This is a genomic window from Bradyrhizobium sp. T-1 (genome assembly GCF_053592855.1).
Genome location: NZ_CM132115.1, coordinates 5,172,439 through 5,189,531 on the forward strand (window position 1 = coordinate 5,172,439; position 17,093 = coordinate 5,189,531).

The window sequence follows — 17,093 nt, forward strand, 5'->3', positions numbered from 1 at the left end:
AGAGCATCGACGCGCCTAAGTCCCCAAGGAAGACGAAGCTTTCGAGCCCTTGTCACGCGGCAACTTCTATCGGTGCCCTTGCGCCGGTCATGAAGGCAACGGCATCCGACATCGTGTAGGCCTTGGGATCGATCACTGTGAGCCGACGACCGAGCCGATGGATGTGAATGCGATCCGCAATCTCGAACACATGCGGCATGTTGTGGCTGATGAGGACGACCGAAACACCTCGCCGTCGCACATCGAGGATTAGTTCCAGCACACGACGCGATTCCTTGACCCCGAGTGCCGCAGTCGGCTCGTCCATGATCACGACGCGCGAGCCGAAAGCCGCAGCCCTTGCCACCGCGACGCCCTGGCGCTGACCGCCTGACAATGTCTCTACGCGCTGGTTGATGCTCTGCACGGTCATGAGACCGAGCTCGGTGAGCTTCTCGCGAGCGATGCGCTGCATGGCGTTGCGATCGAGCATGCGGCAAATCGTGCCGAGCGGACCCGCCCGGCGCAATTCGCGGCCGAGGAACATGTTGTCGGCGATCGACAGGCTCGGCGACAGTGCAAGCGTTTGATAAACCGTCTCAATGCCGGCGGCCTGAGCGTCGAGTGGTGAACGGAATGCAACTGGCTTGCCAGCGAGGCTGATCTCGCCGGCGTCCGGAACGAGTGCGCCCGAGAGTGCGCGGATCAGCGATGACTTTCCAGCACCATTGTCTCCGATCACAGCCAGGATTTCGCCCGGATAGAGATCGAAGTCGGCCTGGTCGAGGGCCGTCACGCGGCCATAGCGCTTGCTCAAGCCGCGTGCCTGCAGCAGCGGTGTTGCCCCGGGAACGTTCGGTCCTGCGCTCATGCTGACACCTTGCGAATCCATTGATCGAGTGCCACTGCGGTGATGATCAGCCAGCCGACGGCGAATTCCTGCCAGAGGACGTCGACATCGGACAAGGCAAGCCCGTTGCGGAATACGCCAACGATGAGGGCGCCGATTAGCGTGCCGATAATCGAACCACGTCCGCCGAACAGGCTGGCACCACCGACGACCACCGCCGTGATGCTGTCCAAATTGGCCGTCTGGCCGGCCTGCGGACTAATCGACCCGATGCGCCCGATCAAGGCCCACGCACCGAGCGAGCAAATCACGCCGGCGATGACATAGACGCTGAAGAGGATGCGGTCGGTTCGGATGCCGGCAAGCCTCGCTGCGTCCGGATCGTCGCCCACCGCATAGAGATGGCGCCCGAAGGCCGTACGATTCAGCACGAACCAGATAAATGCCACGAGTCCGAGCATGAAGAATGAGCCGTAAGTGAAACGTGCGCCAAGGATGTTCACCGGCGTCCCCAACGCCTGCAGCAGCGGGGCGATTTTCGCGACCTCCTGCGAACGGATGGTCTCGGACGCCGAATACCAAAGATTGAGCGCGAAAAAGATCGACCACGTCCCAAGGGTCACGATGAAAGGAGGCAGCTTGAGTCGGGTCACGAGCGTACCGTTGAGTACGCCGCAGCCGGCACCTGCGGCAACGCCGACAACGAGCGCGATGGGAGCTGGAAGTCCCATGGTGACCGCAAGCTTGCCCATGATGACGGAGCACAGCACCATGATGGCCCCAACCGACAAATCAATTCCAGCTGCGATCACGATCAACGTCTGCGCCGCCCCGATCACGCCGATGATCGTGACCTGCTGAATGATCAGCGACAGGTTGAACATCGAGAGAAAGCGCGGGCCGACGGTGATGCCGAACACGGCAACGCTGAGCAGGAGCACAATTGCCGGCACCGCCGTCGGATTGGCGTGCAGGAAGTGCTGAAGCTTCTGCAGCGGCGATCTCGCACGAACGTCGAATTCGGCCACGCGGCTCTCGCGCTTGTCGAGCACAAGCTCGAAGGCCTGGGCAGCGGGGGGACTACCGCCGATATCGGTCATTGCCGTTTTCCTCGTTGCATGCGGAGACCTGCCCATCCAATCTCGGGCAGGCGTTCCCGGCCATTTCTGGCGCCCGGGTCGCGGGCGCCAGTCCTTGCCAGCGGCTACAAGTCAGGGGGCGATCAGCCCCAGCACTTCTTCAAAGCGGCGGCACTGTCGATCGCTGGCATCTCGCCGGCCGGCTTGTCGGTGACGAGCTCGACGCCGGTGTTGACGAAGTCCAGGCCCGGCGACGCCTTCGGCTTGCCCCCGCCAGAAGCGAACGCCTTCACGGCCTCGACGCCTTTCGCCGCCATCAGCAGCGGGAACTGCATGGAAGTGGCTCCGATGACGCCGTCCTTCACGTTGCGCACGCCTGGGCAACCGCCGTCGACCGAAACGATCAGCACGTCCTTGTCGCGGCCGACCGAGCGCAAGGCCTCGTAGGCTCCCGCGGCCGCAGGCTCGTTGATGGTATAGACGAGCGAGATGCCGGGATCCTTCTGCAGCAAGTTCTCCATCGCCTTGCGGCCGCCCTCCTCGCTGCCGAGCGTCACATCGTGACCGACGATGCGCGCATCTTTCTCGTCGCCGATTTTGGCGGGGTTGCCGAGATCAATGCCAAACCCTTTCAGGAAACCCTGATCGCGGGCGACGTCGACCGAGATCTGGTTCACGTTCAGATCCAGTAGCGCGATCTTCGCCGAGGCCGCCTTGGCACCCAGCGTCTTGGCGGCCCACTGTCCGATCAATTGACCCGCAAGGAAATTGTCGGTGGCAAATGTCGCATCCGCCGCATTCGCCGGATCGAGCGGGGTGTCGAGGGCAATGACCAACATGCCCGCGGCGCGTGCCTTCTCTACGGCCGGAACGATGGCGCGAGAGTCGTTCGGCGTGATCAGAATGCCTTTCGCACCGGCGGCGATCAGGTTTTCAATGGCCGCTACCTGACTCTCATTGTCACCGTCGACCTTTCCGGCGAAGGATCGAAGCTCGACATCATTGGCCTTGGCCGCCTCCTCGGCGCCAGCCTTCATCTTCACGAAGAACGGATTGGTGTTGGTCTTGGTGATGAGGCCAACGATCGGCTTGTCGGCAGCGAAAGCGCTGTTGGCGCCCAAAGTAAGCGCGAGTGCTGCGAATAGTCCGAATGACTGACGCATGTATTCCCTCCTGGAGCATTTTTGCCTGCGCGGTCCGGCCGCGTGTTGGATGATCCTAAGAGGACTGAAACGGATCTGTCAATAAATAAATCATCCAGACTTATTAATTGACACCCGCCTTCGACTGCGTTCATTGTAGTGACCGACCCGCCTTGGGAACTCAACTTGCTAAGCAAATAACCCAAGGTGCTTGCGGAGCCGAGGATGGAAGAAACAGCACCCGCCGAAGCAAATAGCCCGTCGGTGGCCCTGCCGGCCGAGAGTCGCGGCAGCACCCAGACAGGCATGAGACTGTATAACGAGCGCCTGGTCCTCTCCCTTATCCGGCGCCACCGCAGTCTCGCCAAAGTCGAGATCGCGCGCCTGACTGGTCTTTCAACCCAAACGACGACGGTGATCATCAATCGGTTGGAAGCTGATGGCTTGGTGCTCGCAGGCGAACCGCAGCGAGGCCGCATCGGCCAACCTTCCGTCCCCTATTCGCTCAACCCGGCTGGCGCTTTCGGTCTCGGTCTAATGATCGGTCGGCGCAGCTCGGATCTGGTGTTGATGGACTTCACCGCCGGCATCCGCGCCAGACGACGTATGATCTATTCCTTCCCGGCACCCGAGGAGATCATGGCATTTGCGGAACGCGAGATGTCGGGTCTTCTCACCGAATTGCCCGAGGCCCAGCACCGCAGGATCAGCGGCATTGGCGTCGCGATGCCGTTTGAGTTGTGGAACTGGGAAGCTGATCTGCAGACGCCGCCCGGCGCGCTCGGCAAGTGGCGAGACTTCAACGTTGCCGCTGAACTGTCGCGCCGCTTCGCCCCTTGGCCGGTCCGCGTCTGCAACGACGCGACTGCAGCATGCGCGGCTGAACTCACCTTCGGTGCCGGGGCGGCGTACCGGGATTTCGCGTATTTCTACATTGGCGCGTTCATCGGCGGCGGCATTGTTCTGAACGGCAGCCTCTTCCCGGGCCGCAGCGGCAATGCCGGCGCTCTCGGCTCCATGCCGATCATGCGACGGGAGGACAACGGAGAGACAAGCCTTCAGCAATTGATCCGCACCGCGTCCATCTATCAATTGGAGCGCCGACTGATCGCCGCTGGTCGACGTGGCACTGATATCTGGCTCTCGCCCGACGACTGGTCGAGCTTCGAGGACCCGCTCGATGCGTGGGTTACGGAAGCAGCCGAGGCCCTCGCACAGGCCGTCGCCGCATTGCTGGCCGTGATCGACTTTGAAGCCGTCATCATCGACGGAGCCTTTCCGCTCGATGTGCGCCGTCGCCTCGTCGAGCGCACAAACGAACATTGGGCCCGCATGGACCGGCAGGGCCTCACCGACGCCGTGGTGGTGGAAGGCTCGATCGGACGTGATGCACGCGCGATCGGTGGCGCGGCCTTACCGTTGCTCGCGGCCTTCGCTCGCGATCACGACGTGCTGTTCAAGGATTGAGCATGGTCGACGACATGGCTCTCCGCTCCGAGCGTCTCATCGTGCCTGGCGCGAGTCCCTTTTCCCGCAAGTGCCTGACAGCCTCGAAGCTTGTCGCGATGAACAGGGGTGACGCACCATGATTCTCGTCTGTGGCGAGGCCGTGATCGATCTATTTGTGACGAGGCGCGGCCGATCGGAAATGTCGACCCGTGCCGTTGCCGGTGGCTCTCCCTTTAATGTTGCTATTGGTCTCGCCCGGCTCGGCGTTCGAACGGCCTTCCTGAGCGGCATCTCGCGCGATCACTTCGGCGCATTCCTCGCGGACAGGCTCGCTTGCGAAGGCGTGGGTGACGGGTTTCTCGTACGGACCGACCGACCATCAACGATTTCGATCGTGGCCACGACCGACGACGGTGAACCGAACTATGCGTTCCATGGCGACGGTGCGGCAGACCGCTCGCTCCAGCTGGCCCACCTGCCCAACACGCTCCCGGACGATATTCAGGCTTTGACCTTCGGCTCCTATTCCATGGCTGTCGAGCCGGTCGGCACCACATTTGCCGCGCTCGCCCGGCGCATGCATGGACGCTGCGTCGTTAGCGTCGATGCGAACGTCCGTCCAACCGTCGTCAGCGATATGCAAGGCTGGGCCGTCGCCGCGGAACGCTTTTACCGGACGGCGACAATGATCAAGGCGAGTGACGAGGACGTTCGCGTTGCGTGGGGCGGTCGCCTCTCAATTGCCGATGCCGCCGCCTACTGGCTCAAGTGTGGCGCACGCCTCGTGGTGGTGACCGAGGGAGCGAAGGGGGCAACCGCCTTTTCCGCCGCCGGCAGCGTCTCGGTGCCCGGTCGTTCCGTGGTCGTGCGCGACACCGTGGGCGCCGGTGACACATTCCACGCCGCGCTGCTTGCGCAGCTGGCGAAGACCGGCAGGCTCCATCCCGAGGCCATCGCGGCGCTCGACCTGTCTGCAATCCGCGAGTTGCTCGCTTACGCAACGGCCGCCGCCGCCATCACGGTTTCACGCGATGGTGCCGACCTTCCGACCACCGCCGAGATCGATGCGAGTACGGAGTCATGCCATGCTTGACAGAGTGACGGATGCAACACGGCACACCAGCAGGGAACGAGTTGAGAAAGGCTCGCGTATGACAAGCCGCGTGATTCCCGTGGCTCCCTTCGTCCTGACCGTATTCGGAGCGACGGGCGATCTGGCGTGCCGCAAGCTGTTGCCGGCGCTGTTTCGTCGCGATTTTGCCGGCCAACTACCAGATGAAGCGACTATTATCGGCGTCGCGCGCGGCGCGATGTCGCGGGATGATTTCCTCGCCATGGTACGCGCGGCGGTCATGAAACATGTGCCGGAATCGGAAACCACGGGACCCGAACTCGATCGCTTCCTGGCCCGCATCTCCTACATGGCTGCCGATGCAGAAGGTGAAAATGGGTGGACCGAACTCGCAGCCGCCCTATCGGCCTACGCCGAACGTATTCAGGTCCACTATCTGGCTACGGCACCGCATCTGTTCGGACCGATCTGCGAAAGGCTAGGTCACTACGGTCTTTCTACAGGCGATTCCCGCATCGTTATCGAGAAGCCGATCGGCAGGGATCTTGAGTCCGCAATCCGCCTCAATCAAACCGTCGGCATGATCTTTCCGGAGGAACGCGTCTACCGGATTGATCACTATCTCGGCAAGGAGACGGTTCAAAATCTAATGGCACTACGGTTCGCCAACGCATTGTTCGAACCGCTGTGGAATGCCGCTCACATCGACCATGTGCAGATCACGGTCGCCGAGTCCATCGGCGTGGAGGAACGCGGCCCCTATTACGACAAGTCCGGCGCCCTGCGCGACATGGTTCAGAACCATCTTCTTCAACTGCTGTGTCTGGTGGCGATGGAGCCGCCACATTCGCTCGAGGCCGATGCGGTACGCGATGAGAAGCTCAAGATCCTGAAATCGCTCGAGCGGATCGACGAAACAAACGCGGCATTCCTGACCGTGCCGGGTCAATACCGCGCCGGCGCATGCAACGGCGTCGCGGTTCCGGGCTATGCGGAAGAGATTGCCGATCGCCCAAGCTCGACCGAGACTTTCGTTGCGCTCAAGGCGGCCGTTGCGAGTTGGCGCTGGACCGGCGTTCCCTTCTATCTGCGCACCGGAAAGCGACTGCAGCAACGCAGCTCCGAGATCGTCGTGACCTTCAGGAAAGTTCCGCATTCGATCTTCAATTCGGATTCTGGAAAGGCTGTGCAGACGCGGCTCGCGATCCGCCTGCAGCCCGACGAGGGAATCAAGCTCTGGCTCATGATCAAGGAGCCCGGACCAGGCGGCATGCGGTTGCAATATGTCCCCCTCGACATGAGTTTTGCGGAAGCGTTCAACGTCTCGGTACCGGACGCTTACGAACGGCTGTTGATGGACGTGGTCCGCGGAGACGCGACCTTGTTCATGCGCCGGGACGAAGTCGAGGCGGCATGGCGCTGGATCGACCCGATCCGTCAGGCGTGGAGCCGGACGAATGAAATTCCGCGACCTTATGTTGCCGGCAGCTGGGGCCCCTCCGCCGCCGTCGCACTGATTGAACGCGACGGTCGAACATGGATGGAGGACGGTCCATGACCACGGAGCAGCGCATCGCTGATGCCAAAGCCGCAAACAGGAGCCCACTATGACGATCGAAGCAAAGGTCAATGCGCGGGTCGCCGAAGTAACGGATCGCATCGCTCGGCGCAGTCACGACAGCCGAGCACGCTATCTCGACCGCATTGCGAACGCGGCGAGCGCACCAGTGCGCCGGAGACTGGGATGCGCCAACCAGGCCCACGCCTTCGCGGCTTGCGGCGCGCACGACAAAACTCTGATGCAGGACGGCCGCGTCCCCAGTCTCGGAATTGTCACGGCATACAACGATATGTTGTCGGCGCATCAGCCCTACGAACGTTTCCCTGAACTCATCCGACGGAGCGCACGCGCAGCAGGTGGTGTTGCCCAGGTCGCTGGCGGCGTGCCGGCGATGTGCGACGGCATCACCCAGGGCGAGGCGGGAATGGAACTCTCGCTGTTCTCGCGCGAGGTTATCGCCTTGTCCACCGCTGTCGCACTGTCACATCAGACTTTCGATGCCGCCGTATTTCTCGGCATTTGCGACAAGATCGTGCCGGGTCTCGTGATCGGCGCGCTGTCGTTCGGGCATTTGCCCGCGGTCTTCATTCCGTCCGGCCCGATGACCTCAGGCCTGGCCAACGATGAAAAAGCGAAAATCCGGCAGGCTTACGCGGAAGGAAAGCTCGGTCGCGACGCTTTGCTGGAAGCCGAGGCGCAGGCCTATCACGGCGCGGGGACGTGCACGTTTTACGGGACCGCCAATACCAACCAGATGCTGATGGAGATCATGGGCCTGCAACTGCCGGGCGCATCCTTCGTGAACCCGAACACGCCCTTGCGCGATGCGCTCACCTGTGCCGCGACCGAACGCGCATTGGACATCACATCGGCCGGCAATCAATACAGTCCGATCGGACGCGTGCTCGACGAGCGCGCCTTTGTCAACGGCATCGTGGGGCTGCACGCCACCGGCGGCTCGACCAATCTGACGCTGCATCTGGTTGCCATGGCTGCGGCGGCCGGCCTCACCCTGACCTGGAACGATTTTACCGACCTCGCGCAGGTGACACCGCTGATCGCGCGCATCTATCCCAACGGCTCCGCAGACGTGAACCATTTTCATGCTGCCGGCGGGATGAGCTTCCTGATCCGGGAATTGCTCGCTGCCGGGTTATTGCACCGCGACGTCCTCACCGTTCGCGGCGCCGGACTCGATGCGTACCTGCAAGAGCCCCGGCTCAATGCCGACGGAACGCTGACGTGGCACGATGGGCCGGCCGCGAGTGGCGATTCGACCGTGCTTCGGCGGATCGCTGACCCGTTCCAGGCAACGGGCGGCCTTCGGGTTCTGGACGGCAATCTCGGGCGCGCCGTCGTCAAGACATCTGCGGTCGCGCCGCAGCGCCATGTGGTCGAAGCGCCGGCTCGCGTCTTCCATTCCCAGGAGGATCTTCAACGGAGCTTCGCGGCGGGCGAGCTCACGGGTGATGTGGTTGCGGTGGTGCGCTTCCAGGGGCCGAAGGCAAACGGAATGCCGGAGCTGCACAAGCTGATGCCGCTCCTTGGCGTCCTTCAAGATCGCGGGCTGAGAGTTGCGCTCGTCACGGATGGACGGCTTTCAGGCGCCTCCGGTAAGGTTCCCGCAGCCATTCACGTCACGCCCGAAGCGGCTGACGGCGGTGAGATTGCCCGGATTCGCGACGGTGACGTCATCCGGCTCGACGCCGAAACCGGTCGGCTTGATGTGCTCGTCGCGCCGAGCGAGTGGGCCGCGCGAACCTGCGCGCAAGCCGATCTGTCCGCGGCGCACGTCGGGATCGGCCGCGAACTCTTCGGCGTCTTCCGCGAGCGCGTCAGCTCTGCAGATCGCGGCGCAAGCCTCTTTGTGGCGTAGACGACAGGCTTGGCGATGCCGTCTCGCAAAGCCGATGCGGAAGCGGAGCCGGACAGGTTCGCTTCGACGTAGCGCTCGGGGGAGACCGAATGACTGCAAACTTGATTGTGGCCGCTTCTTGGCTAGGAGCGCAAACGACTCGTTACGTACCCTGAGCCGCCGGCGGCGACGGCGACCGATCGCAGAATCCGCGTTGCCAGCAATCGCACTACAATCGTAGCAATCGCTCTGGAGTCGCGAGGTGGCAGATCCGCTAGATCATTGCGGTGTCAATCCCAGAGCTCCCAACGCCCCAATTTCCCGCCGCCACGATTGCGGCGATCGTCGATGCGCTGAAAGCGGTAGCCGGCGATTCGTCGAAGGTACGCGCGAGCTTTGCCAAGGGCAGATGCGTCCGCGGAACCTACGTCCCATCGGATCGGGCCGAGGAAGTTACGAGATCCCGGAGCTTCACAAGGCCATCGCGCGTGCTGGCGCGCTTCTCGGTCGGCAGCAACGATCCCAATGGCATGGATGCCGACAAGCTCGAGCTGCGCGGCTTTGGCTTCCGACTTGGGGACATTCACCACCGCTCCGACATTCTCGCGCAAAGCGCTCCGGTGCATTTTGCGAAGACGCTCGACCAAATGCTCGCCTTCCTCCAAGCGCGCAGTCCAGGACCGGACGGCAGTCCGGATCTCGAGAATATCAGGGCGTTCTCCGCTGCCAATCCCGAAACGCTGCATCAGGCCAACTACATCGCCACGCATCCACTACCCCGGAATTTAGCCGGCACCACCTATTGGGGCGTGCATTCTTATCCGGCCACGAATTCGGCCGGCGAAACACGGTTCATCAAATTCAAGATCGCCCCCGTCGGCACGGAGATCGCGCCAACGAAAAGCGACGTTACGGCAAACTTCGCCAACGTCCTGTACGACGATCTCGAACACCGGGTCACTAGCGGCGACGTCCGCTTCAGCGTGATGGCGCTGCTCGATCGTCCCGGCGATCCCACCACGGACGTGACCATCAGATGGCCCAATGAGGACAATCGCGAGGAGGTTCGGCTGGGAACGATCGTGATCACCGGCCTTGAGTCGGACGAAACGTGCGACGTCTCGGTCTTCGATCCGGCAAATCTCGCCGACGGCGTTGCCCATCCGCCGGACGAGATCTTCGCGGCTCGCAGCGCAGCCTATGCCATCTCGCTGGCGAAACGTCGCTGACCGGGGATGCGTCCGGCATCCTCTGATCAGTCTTCTCTTTCGCTGACCCCCAGCGATTCGCGGCGCCATGTAGCCGGACTAACGCCGACTTGCGCCGAAAACACCTTCGTAAAGTGGCTTTGGTTGGCAAATCCTACGGCGATCGCGATTTCGGACAGCGGCAGGTCCCCCACGGTCATCAACTGCATGGCCGCCTTCACTCGCTGGCGCAGCAGCCATTGATGCGGCGGCAAGCCGGCCGAGATCCGAAACGCGCGCGAAAAATAACTGACCGAGAGACCGAACTCGGCCGCCAACTGCGGCAACGAAAGTGTCCCACCAAGATCGGCGTCAAGTTTCTCGTAAGCTCGCTTCAATTGCCATGGAGCGAGACCACTCCTGGGCACTTTGACGCCCCACCTCAGCTTGCCATAGGTCTGTGCGGCGTGCGTCGTAAATGCGAGCATCATGTGGTCGATGAAGAGCTGGTTGGTCTCGGTGGGCCGACGCAGCGCTTGCAGGAGAGCTCCGCCGATATGACGAATGACCGGGTCGTCATGGCCGACGCCGAGCTGAGAGGGGAGTTCGCCAACGCGCGGCGCGGCCGACTGATCAGCGATGCCATCGAGCGCCGACCGCGGAAGATAGAAATGGAGAGAGTGGAACGGCTTGTTGATAAAGAAGCGCGGATCTTTCTTCATGTCATACAAGTATGTTGCACCAGCCCGGATATCGGTCTTGATGGCATGGCCGCGCTCCCAGATCTCGCAATTCGGGTAGTCGTTGAGTTTCAGACTGACAACATAGGCATCCTGAAGGCCCATCTCGCCGGAGGAGCGTGGTATTGGATCATCATCCCGGGTCTCGGTAACAGCGATTTCGGCGTTGCGTAGTGAACGCGTGATCAACGAGACCGGTTCGCGCTCGAGGTGCAAGAACCGCCTGACAGTCCGACCGTAGAAACCCATCGACTTCATGTTCGCCGCCCCTCGTGTGGTATTGGACGGATTGAGCGTTCTTCATCGACCAACGGTTGTGATCACTGGGACTCTTGAAGCGGCCCTCCAAGGCAAGCGCGCAGGATTACATATCGCCTTCGGAAATGCTCAGTGATCCCCGACGCCATGTAGCCGGACTGACGCCGACTTGCGCTGAAAACACCTTCGTAAAGTGGCTTTGGTTGGCGAACCCGACCGAGATCGCGATTTCGGACAGCGGCAAGTCGCGTACAGTCATCAACTGCTGGGCCACCTTGACGCGCTGACGCAGCAGCCATTGGTGCGGCGGCAGGCCAGTGGAAACGCGAAACGCGCGCGAGAAATGGCTAACAGAGAGATCAAATTCCGCCGCGATCTGTTGCAACGCAAGAGTCCCGCCGAGATTCGCGTCGAGCCTTTCGCAGGCTCGTTTTACCTGCCAAGGGGCGAGACCGCCGCGAACCGATGCGGCAGCGCTTTGTAGCCCACCATAAGTCTGGGCGATGTGCGCAGCGAAGGCGAGCATCATGTGATCGATGAAAAGCTGATTGGCCTCGCCTGGACGGGTGAGCGCCTCCAACAGACATGCGCCGATATGGCGCATGACCTTGTCGTCATGACCGAAACCAAACTGACAGGCGAGGTCCCCAACAGGGGGTAAACGAGATTCCCTGACGATGCCGTCAAGGGCTGACCGCGGCAGGTAAAACTGCATGGAATGGAATGGCTTGTCGATAATGAAGCCCGGGTCGCTCCTGAGGTCGTACAGATACGTTGTACCGGCTCTGACATCCGCCTTCATGACGCACTTGCCGTGGTCCCAAAGCTCGCAATCCGGGTAGTTGTGAAGTTTCAGGCTGACGAGATAGGCCTCATCGGCCATCGAGCCTGAACGACCTTCCGCGGGATTGTCATCCTGGGTTTCGGTGACCGAAAGGTCGATGCCGCGCAATGAACGCGTGACCAGCGAGGGCGGCGCATCCTTCAAGCGCAGCTGCTGCCTGACCCTCTCTCCGAAGGCGCCCGCGCGTGACATATCAGTCGACCTATCCCTGAAGTTGAACGGGGCGGTCATCCGCCCGTGACCGCATTATCGGAAATCGGCAAACAACCGTCCAGACCTGCGCCGGCATAGGACGTTGCACCGGGTTGCTCCCGATAAGTCTCAATCAGAGATTTTTCGGAGCAATTCCAAGGTGATTGGGCCCTGAGGTCATGCGCGGGAACAAACCCAGGCTCGGTTCCATCGTGCGTTTGTGAAAATCCGATTGCCGTCTTGCCGGCGCGCGCCGAAACTTCTGCCGCCAAGGCGCCCCTGAGACGAATCAAGCGGGTCACCGCGAACGCGCTCAAATCGACATCGCGAAGGTCTCACCTTGCCGCTGGCGGTTCGTCTGTTGCGTGAGCGAGCGAAAGTCCAAGACTCGTTCGGGCAGCAGCTGCATCGAAGCCCGCATCCACGAGCAATCTGGCAAGCCGCTTGCGCGCGTAAAAGATCCTGCTCTTCACGGTGGCTTCAGGAATGCCGATCATTCCGCTGACTTCAGCGACGGAATTTTCGTGATAATAGAACTTGTCGATGATTTCCCGGTGCGCCGGCGAGAGCTTATCGATGCACCCGCGCAGGATGCCCTGCGTTTGCTTGTGGTCCAGAGCTACATCAGGCGTATCCAGAGTGTCGACAACTCGGAGCGCATCGTCTTGATCGATATCTTCGTGCGTTCGCTCCCGCCACGAGCTGATGGCCTTGAATCGGGCGATCGAAAACAGCCATGTGGCCACCCGTGCGCGGTTTTCGAACCTGTTTGCAGAGCGCCACACATCGAGAAAGACTTGATTGACGAGATCATCGACAACCGCCGGATTGCGAACCAGACGCTGGATAAATCGGAACACCCTTTTGCGGTGACGGGCAAAAATGATGTGCATAGCGGCCTTGTCGCCTTCCGCAACGTTCTTGAGCAGCATCTCGTCGCTGACATCTTCCTGCGCAAAGCGATGATCCGTTTTCCGCTCGCGCGAGGCGCGTGGGAGAACCGATCCTGACTCCGCCGTCAGGCGGACGGCAAAAGCCAGCGCGTCATCGCCCAATATGCTGGAGGGGCCATGCAGCGGCTTCGGCCTACTGCTGACGTTGGGAGGGTTGACAGCCGGTCGGGTCCGTGCGCCGCCCGATGAGGATGTCCTCGACCGAGATCGATGCGACTTTGCAGTGCCCGCTTGTTGCCGCCCCTCAGTCATGGACATCGCCCTCTCCGTCTTTTGACGAAACGACGATTAAGATGGGCCGTGTAACACCAGGTGGACTACCGTACGCAGGGCTCGTGTTCCTAGTCTGCTGGTCTAGGGGGAATAGGCCGGTCGCCAGGCGCGGCCGGTCGTTGTCAGATTAGTCACATCAGCGTGGGCCTGCGTGGTGCCGCGCAGAATTAGACAAAACACGCTCGCTTTGGGAAAGACGGCCAGACGGTACACCAGTAAGACCCGTAAAAACGCGGAGCTGGAAGCGATCAGGAGGCCACTCATGCTTGAAACGACCGCCGGTGCTCATGTTTTATCCCGCTATCCCATGAACGTGGAAACCGATTCCACAAACCGTCCGCTTGTCCTGATCGTGGACGACGACGAAGAGATCCGCTTTGCGCTTCGCGAACTGCTCCTGTCGGTTGGACTGGACACGTGCTGCTTCGGTTCAACGCAGGAGTTGTTGCACGCCGATCTCCCGGAGCGGCCGGGCTGCCTGGTCCTCGACGTTCGTATGCCCGGAACGAGCGGCCTCGATCTCCAGCAGCGTCTTGTCGCGAACGGCAACACGCGGCCGATCATTTTCCTGACAGGTCATGGCGACATTGCAATGACCGTGCAGGCCATGAAAGCGGGAGCTATCGACTTCCTGACCAAGCCTGTCAGGGATCAGGCGCTGCTCGACGCGGTCACTGCTGCCATCGAGAAGGACGTCGCGCAACGGGCGGCCGCCCGTCAGGTCAGGCAATACGCCGAACGCTACGCGAGATTGACGCCTCGCGAGAGTGAAGTGCTGCGCGAAGTGGTCAAGGGCCGCCTCAACAAGCAGATCGCATTCGATCTGGGTATCACCGAGATCACGGTCAAGCTGCACCGCGGTAACGCGATGCGGAAACTACAGGCCGGATCTGTCGGCCAATTGATCCGGATATGGGAATCACTGCCCGCCGCACTTCGAGGACAGCAATCGGCCTACACCAAAGGATAGGTACACCCCGGCCGGCAATGGGCGGATGGTCGTCGGGCCATGCCAGCGAAAATGCTCCGTTCGCCAGAGATGCCCATCGTTGCGGTCGTAGACGACGACGAAGCCGTGCGAGAGGCGCTTTCCGATCTCCTCCTGGTGCTGGAACTCGCATGCCAGACATTCGATCGAGCGGAAGCTTTCATGGCCGAATACGTTCCGGATCGTTTCGACTGCCTGATTACCGATGTGAGCATGCCAGGCCGGAGTGGCCTCGAACTCCAGGAAGGATTGCGGGAATTGGGCTCGTCAATGCCGGTCATCGTCATCACCGCAGATGCAAGCACAGCCACGCGAGCACGTGCGCTCAGTGGGGGCGCCCTCGCCTGTTTGACCAAGCCGGTCAACGATGACGTCCTCTTTCACTATCTACAGTCCGCGCTGAATCGCGCGGACGGCCCACGCGACGACGACCGACGGGACACGCCGTCAGATGACTAACCTATTCCAACGGGCTACGGCTGCAGGTCGCACTTACCCTCACGCTATGGAGCTGGCAGATCTTGCATCCGAAAGCATCATCGTCAGTGACGCACATGGCGTCATCCGCTACTGGAATGCTGCCTCCGAGGACCTCTACGGATGGCCCGCCATGGCGATGGTGGGACAACATATCCAGTCGATCGGCTCCCTGACACACAGCGGCACCGACCATTTCGGCGCATTGCTGCGCGAAGGGCGATGGGAGGGAGTAGTCCGCCGTCGTGGTCTGACCGGAATGGAAATTGTGGCTGCGGTGAAGCAAATCGTCCGTCGGGACACGACCGGCGCGCTTCTCGATATTGTCGAATTTGGCCGAAACGCAGGCTCCCTTACTGAGGCGGCGTACCTGCGTATGGATGCCGAGTTGCAATCCTCCCTCGCCGCTTCCTGGGAACTCGATACGTCGCTCGCGCGCCCGCTGCTCGATGCGATCGCCGAACACCGGAGCAGCGGCGTCACAATCGACTTCGACCTGCATCCCGATTGGGTCGACACGATGCTGACCGCAACCCGCATCCTAGCCGTCAACGATCGCGCGGTCCGCATGTTCGGCGCCCATGCCGGCTACGAGCAGATGATCGGCAAACCCATCGGCGACTTCTGGCCGGCCGAGAGCCGCTCACTGCTGGCTTCACTGCTCGAGAACGTCGCGAGTGATCGCACGCGCCTTGCGACGAGCAAAATGGTCTTAAGCGGAAGCTTGCGCAATCCCGCCGTCAAGGCCTGGCATTCCGCAGAACCAAAGCCTGCCGGTACCGTGTTCGTGACCATCAATGGCGTGTCGAATAACGACCGGACGACCTGGGAACTGCAGGCCAGCGAGGAGAGATACCGTCAGCTCGTTCAATACCTGCCGACCGCACTGTGGCAGGTCGATTCCCGTCGCGCCGGCGAGGCCTTCGACCAATTGAAGGCGGATGGTGTGCGCGACATCGCAGGTCACCTCGAGCGAAACCCGGACCTCGTCGAACACGCCAAAGACGTCGTTCGCGTCACCGACGTCAATCGGGACGCCGTATCGCTGTTCCGCGCCCACAACCCTGCGGATCTCATCAAGCCAGTCAGGTATATTTTCGCCGCCGCCCCCGGACTGGCCGAACGGGTCATGGTCGCGCATTTCGAAGGCCGGCGGAACCTTATCGAGGAGACCCGGATTCGTGCCTTCGATGGCTCGATCATCGACGTCCTGTTCACGGTGACCTATCCGGTGCCTCCCGAGCAGCTCGACAACACCTTCATCACCATGCAGGACATCAGCGAGCGCTTGAACGCCGAACAGCAGCTGCGGAAACTGCAAGCCGACTTATCGCATGCCGGGCGGATCGCGACACTCGGAGAGCTCGCGACGTCGATCGCACATGAGATCAACCAGCCGCTCGCGGCCATTGTGACCAACGGCGAGACCAGCCTGAGATGGCTCGCGCGCGCCGATCAAAACACGGAAAAGGTCACGCAGCTCACCTCGCGAATCGTATCGAACGCGCGTCGCGCCAGTGACATCATTCATCGCATACGCGGTATGGCCGCGAAGCACGAGCCGGAGAAGCGCCTCATCGATTTGAACGAGGTGGTCGAAGAGGCGCTCTTGTTCATCCGCCACGACATCGACTCAAAGTCGATCATCCTGTCTGCGAGCTTCGGCGCCGATCTTCCCAAGGTCCTGGGTGACCGGATTCAGTTGCAGCAGGTGACCATCAATCTGTTGGTCAACAGCATCCAGGCGATTGTGCAGTCGGGCCAACCAGTACGACGGATCGATATCAAGACGTCGATCGAGGACGAAGGCTCGGTCGCCCTCTCCGTGATCGACAACGGGCCGGGCGTACCTGTCGCGGACTTGTCGCGCGTCTTCGACAGCTTCTTCAGCACCAAGGATGCGGGGCTCGGAATCGGCCTCACCATCTGCCAGTCGATCATCACCGCGCATGGCGGTCGGATCGCGGGCTCTAACCGTCCTAAAGGCGGCGCGCATTTCCACTTCACGGTTCCTGTGCCGGCACTTAGCGGCTCCGATCCAGGGCGAGCAACGTCATAGCCCTGCTTATCTCACCGTTCGGTGATCTTTCGCTTCATTGTGGCCCATCACCCAAGCTCCGGTCGAGCCTATCCCAAGGTACAGGTAAATCTAGCCGCGAAACCTGCGAAATCAGACCCACCGAACGATACCGCA

At 61.5% G+C, this 17,093-nt stretch carries 13 protein-coding genes and 1 pseudogene; 8 read left to right on the plus strand and 6 right to left on the minus strand.

The genetic code is table 11. The annotated features are described in order from the left end of the window. Positions 1-52: 52 nt before the first annotated feature. From ACWAT4_RS25135 to ACWAT4_RS25145, 3 genes are all read right to left on the minus strand, one after another. Positions 53-850: an ATP-binding cassette domain-containing protein gene (locus tag ACWAT4_RS25135; RefSeq protein ID WP_212425656.1), complete on the minus strand. Its 798-nt coding sequence runs from the start codon at positions 848-850 to the stop codon at positions 53-55. After that, on the minus strand, positions 847-1,929 hold the full coding sequence (locus tag ACWAT4_RS25140; RefSeq protein WP_212302470.1) for an ABC transporter permease: 1,083 nt from the start codon (positions 1,927-1,929) through the stop codon (positions 847-849). The genes ACWAT4_RS25135 and ACWAT4_RS25140 overlap by 4 nt, the downstream gene beginning before the upstream one ends. 122 nt (positions 1,930-2,051) lie before the next feature. After that, the gene (locus ACWAT4_RS25145) at positions 2,052-3,071 is read right to left on the minus strand and encodes a sugar ABC transporter substrate-binding protein (protein ID WP_212302469.1); all 1,020 of its coding nucleotides are present in this window, start codon (positions 3,069-3,071) and stop codon (positions 2,052-2,054) included. 204 nt (positions 3,072-3,275) lie between these two features. Between ACWAT4_RS25145 and ACWAT4_RS25150 the strand changes: the two genes are divergently transcribed. The 5 genes from ACWAT4_RS25150 (at position 3,276) to ACWAT4_RS25170 (ending at position 10,216) form a co-directional block, all read left to right on the plus strand. After that, positions 3,276-4,517, plus strand: coding sequence for an ROK family transcriptional regulator (locus ACWAT4_RS25150; protein WP_212425653.1), 1,242 nt, complete (start codon positions 3,276-3,278; stop codon positions 4,515-4,517). A gap of 118 nt (positions 4,518-4,635) precedes the next feature. Then, complete coding sequence (locus ACWAT4_RS25155) at positions 4,636-5,592, plus strand: carbohydrate kinase family protein (protein ID WP_449728322.1); 957 nt, start codon at positions 4,636-4,638, stop codon at positions 5,590-5,592. A 58-nt stretch (positions 5,593-5,650) separates the two neighbouring features. Further along, on the plus strand, positions 5,651-7,129 hold the full coding sequence (gene zwf / locus ACWAT4_RS25160) for a glucose-6-phosphate dehydrogenase (protein ID WP_449731259.1): 1,479 nt from the start codon (positions 5,651-5,653) through the stop codon (positions 7,127-7,129). A 49-nt stretch (positions 7,130-7,178) separates the two neighbouring features. After that, positions 7,179-9,008 carry a phosphogluconate dehydratase gene (edd, locus tag ACWAT4_RS25165; protein WP_449728323.1) on the plus strand — a complete coding sequence of 610 codons (1,830 nt, stop codon included), beginning with the start codon at positions 7,179-7,181 and terminating at the stop codon, positions 9,006-9,008. 272 nt (positions 9,009-9,280) lie between these two features. Next, on the plus strand, positions 9,281-10,216 hold the full coding sequence (locus ACWAT4_RS25170) for a catalase (RefSeq protein ID WP_212425803.1): 936 nt from the start codon (positions 9,281-9,283) through the stop codon (positions 10,214-10,216). A gap of 26 nt (positions 10,217-10,242) precedes the next feature. Here ACWAT4_RS25170 and ACWAT4_RS25175 read toward each other — a convergent pair whose 3' ends face one another. The 3 genes and pseudogenes from ACWAT4_RS25175 to ACWAT4_RS25185 form a co-directional block, all read right to left on the minus strand. Next, on the minus strand, positions 10,243-11,172 hold the full coding sequence (locus ACWAT4_RS25175) for a helix-turn-helix domain-containing protein (RefSeq protein WP_212425650.1): 930 nt from the start codon (positions 11,170-11,172) through the stop codon (positions 10,243-10,245). A gap of 106 nt (positions 11,173-11,278) precedes the next feature. Beyond that, positions 11,279-12,208, minus strand: a complete 930-nt coding sequence (locus ACWAT4_RS25180; RefSeq protein WP_212302633.1) for an AraC family transcriptional regulator — start codon at positions 12,206-12,208, stop codon at positions 11,279-11,281. A 395-nt stretch (positions 12,209-12,603) separates the two neighbouring features. Next, positions 12,604-13,230: pseudogene (locus tag ACWAT4_RS25185) on the minus strand (sigma-70 family RNA polymerase sigma factor); the annotation flags it as partial. A 511-nt stretch (positions 13,231-13,741) separates the two neighbouring features. On the opposite strand from ACWAT4_RS25185, the gene ACWAT4_RS25190 reads away from it, so the two are divergent. Genes ACWAT4_RS25190 through ACWAT4_RS25200 form a run of 3 tightly spaced genes read left to right on the plus strand, consistent with a single transcriptional unit; the run spans position 13,742 to position 16,958 of the window. After that, positions 13,742-14,404, plus strand: coding sequence for a response regulator transcription factor (locus ACWAT4_RS25190; protein ID WP_212302631.1), 663 nt, complete (start codon positions 13,742-13,744; stop codon positions 14,402-14,404). Between the two features lie 39 nt (positions 14,405-14,443). Then, the gene (locus ACWAT4_RS25195; RefSeq protein ID WP_212425649.1) at positions 14,444-14,881 is read left to right on the plus strand and encodes a response regulator; all 438 of its coding nucleotides are present in this window, start codon (positions 14,444-14,446) and stop codon (positions 14,879-14,881) included. Between the two features lie 46 nt (positions 14,882-14,927). Then, the gene (locus ACWAT4_RS25200) at positions 14,928-16,958 is read left to right on the plus strand and encodes a PAS domain-containing sensor histidine kinase (protein ID WP_449728324.1); all 2,031 of its coding nucleotides are present in this window, start codon (positions 14,928-14,930) and stop codon (positions 16,956-16,958) included. Positions 16,959-17,093: the final 135 nt, after the last annotated feature.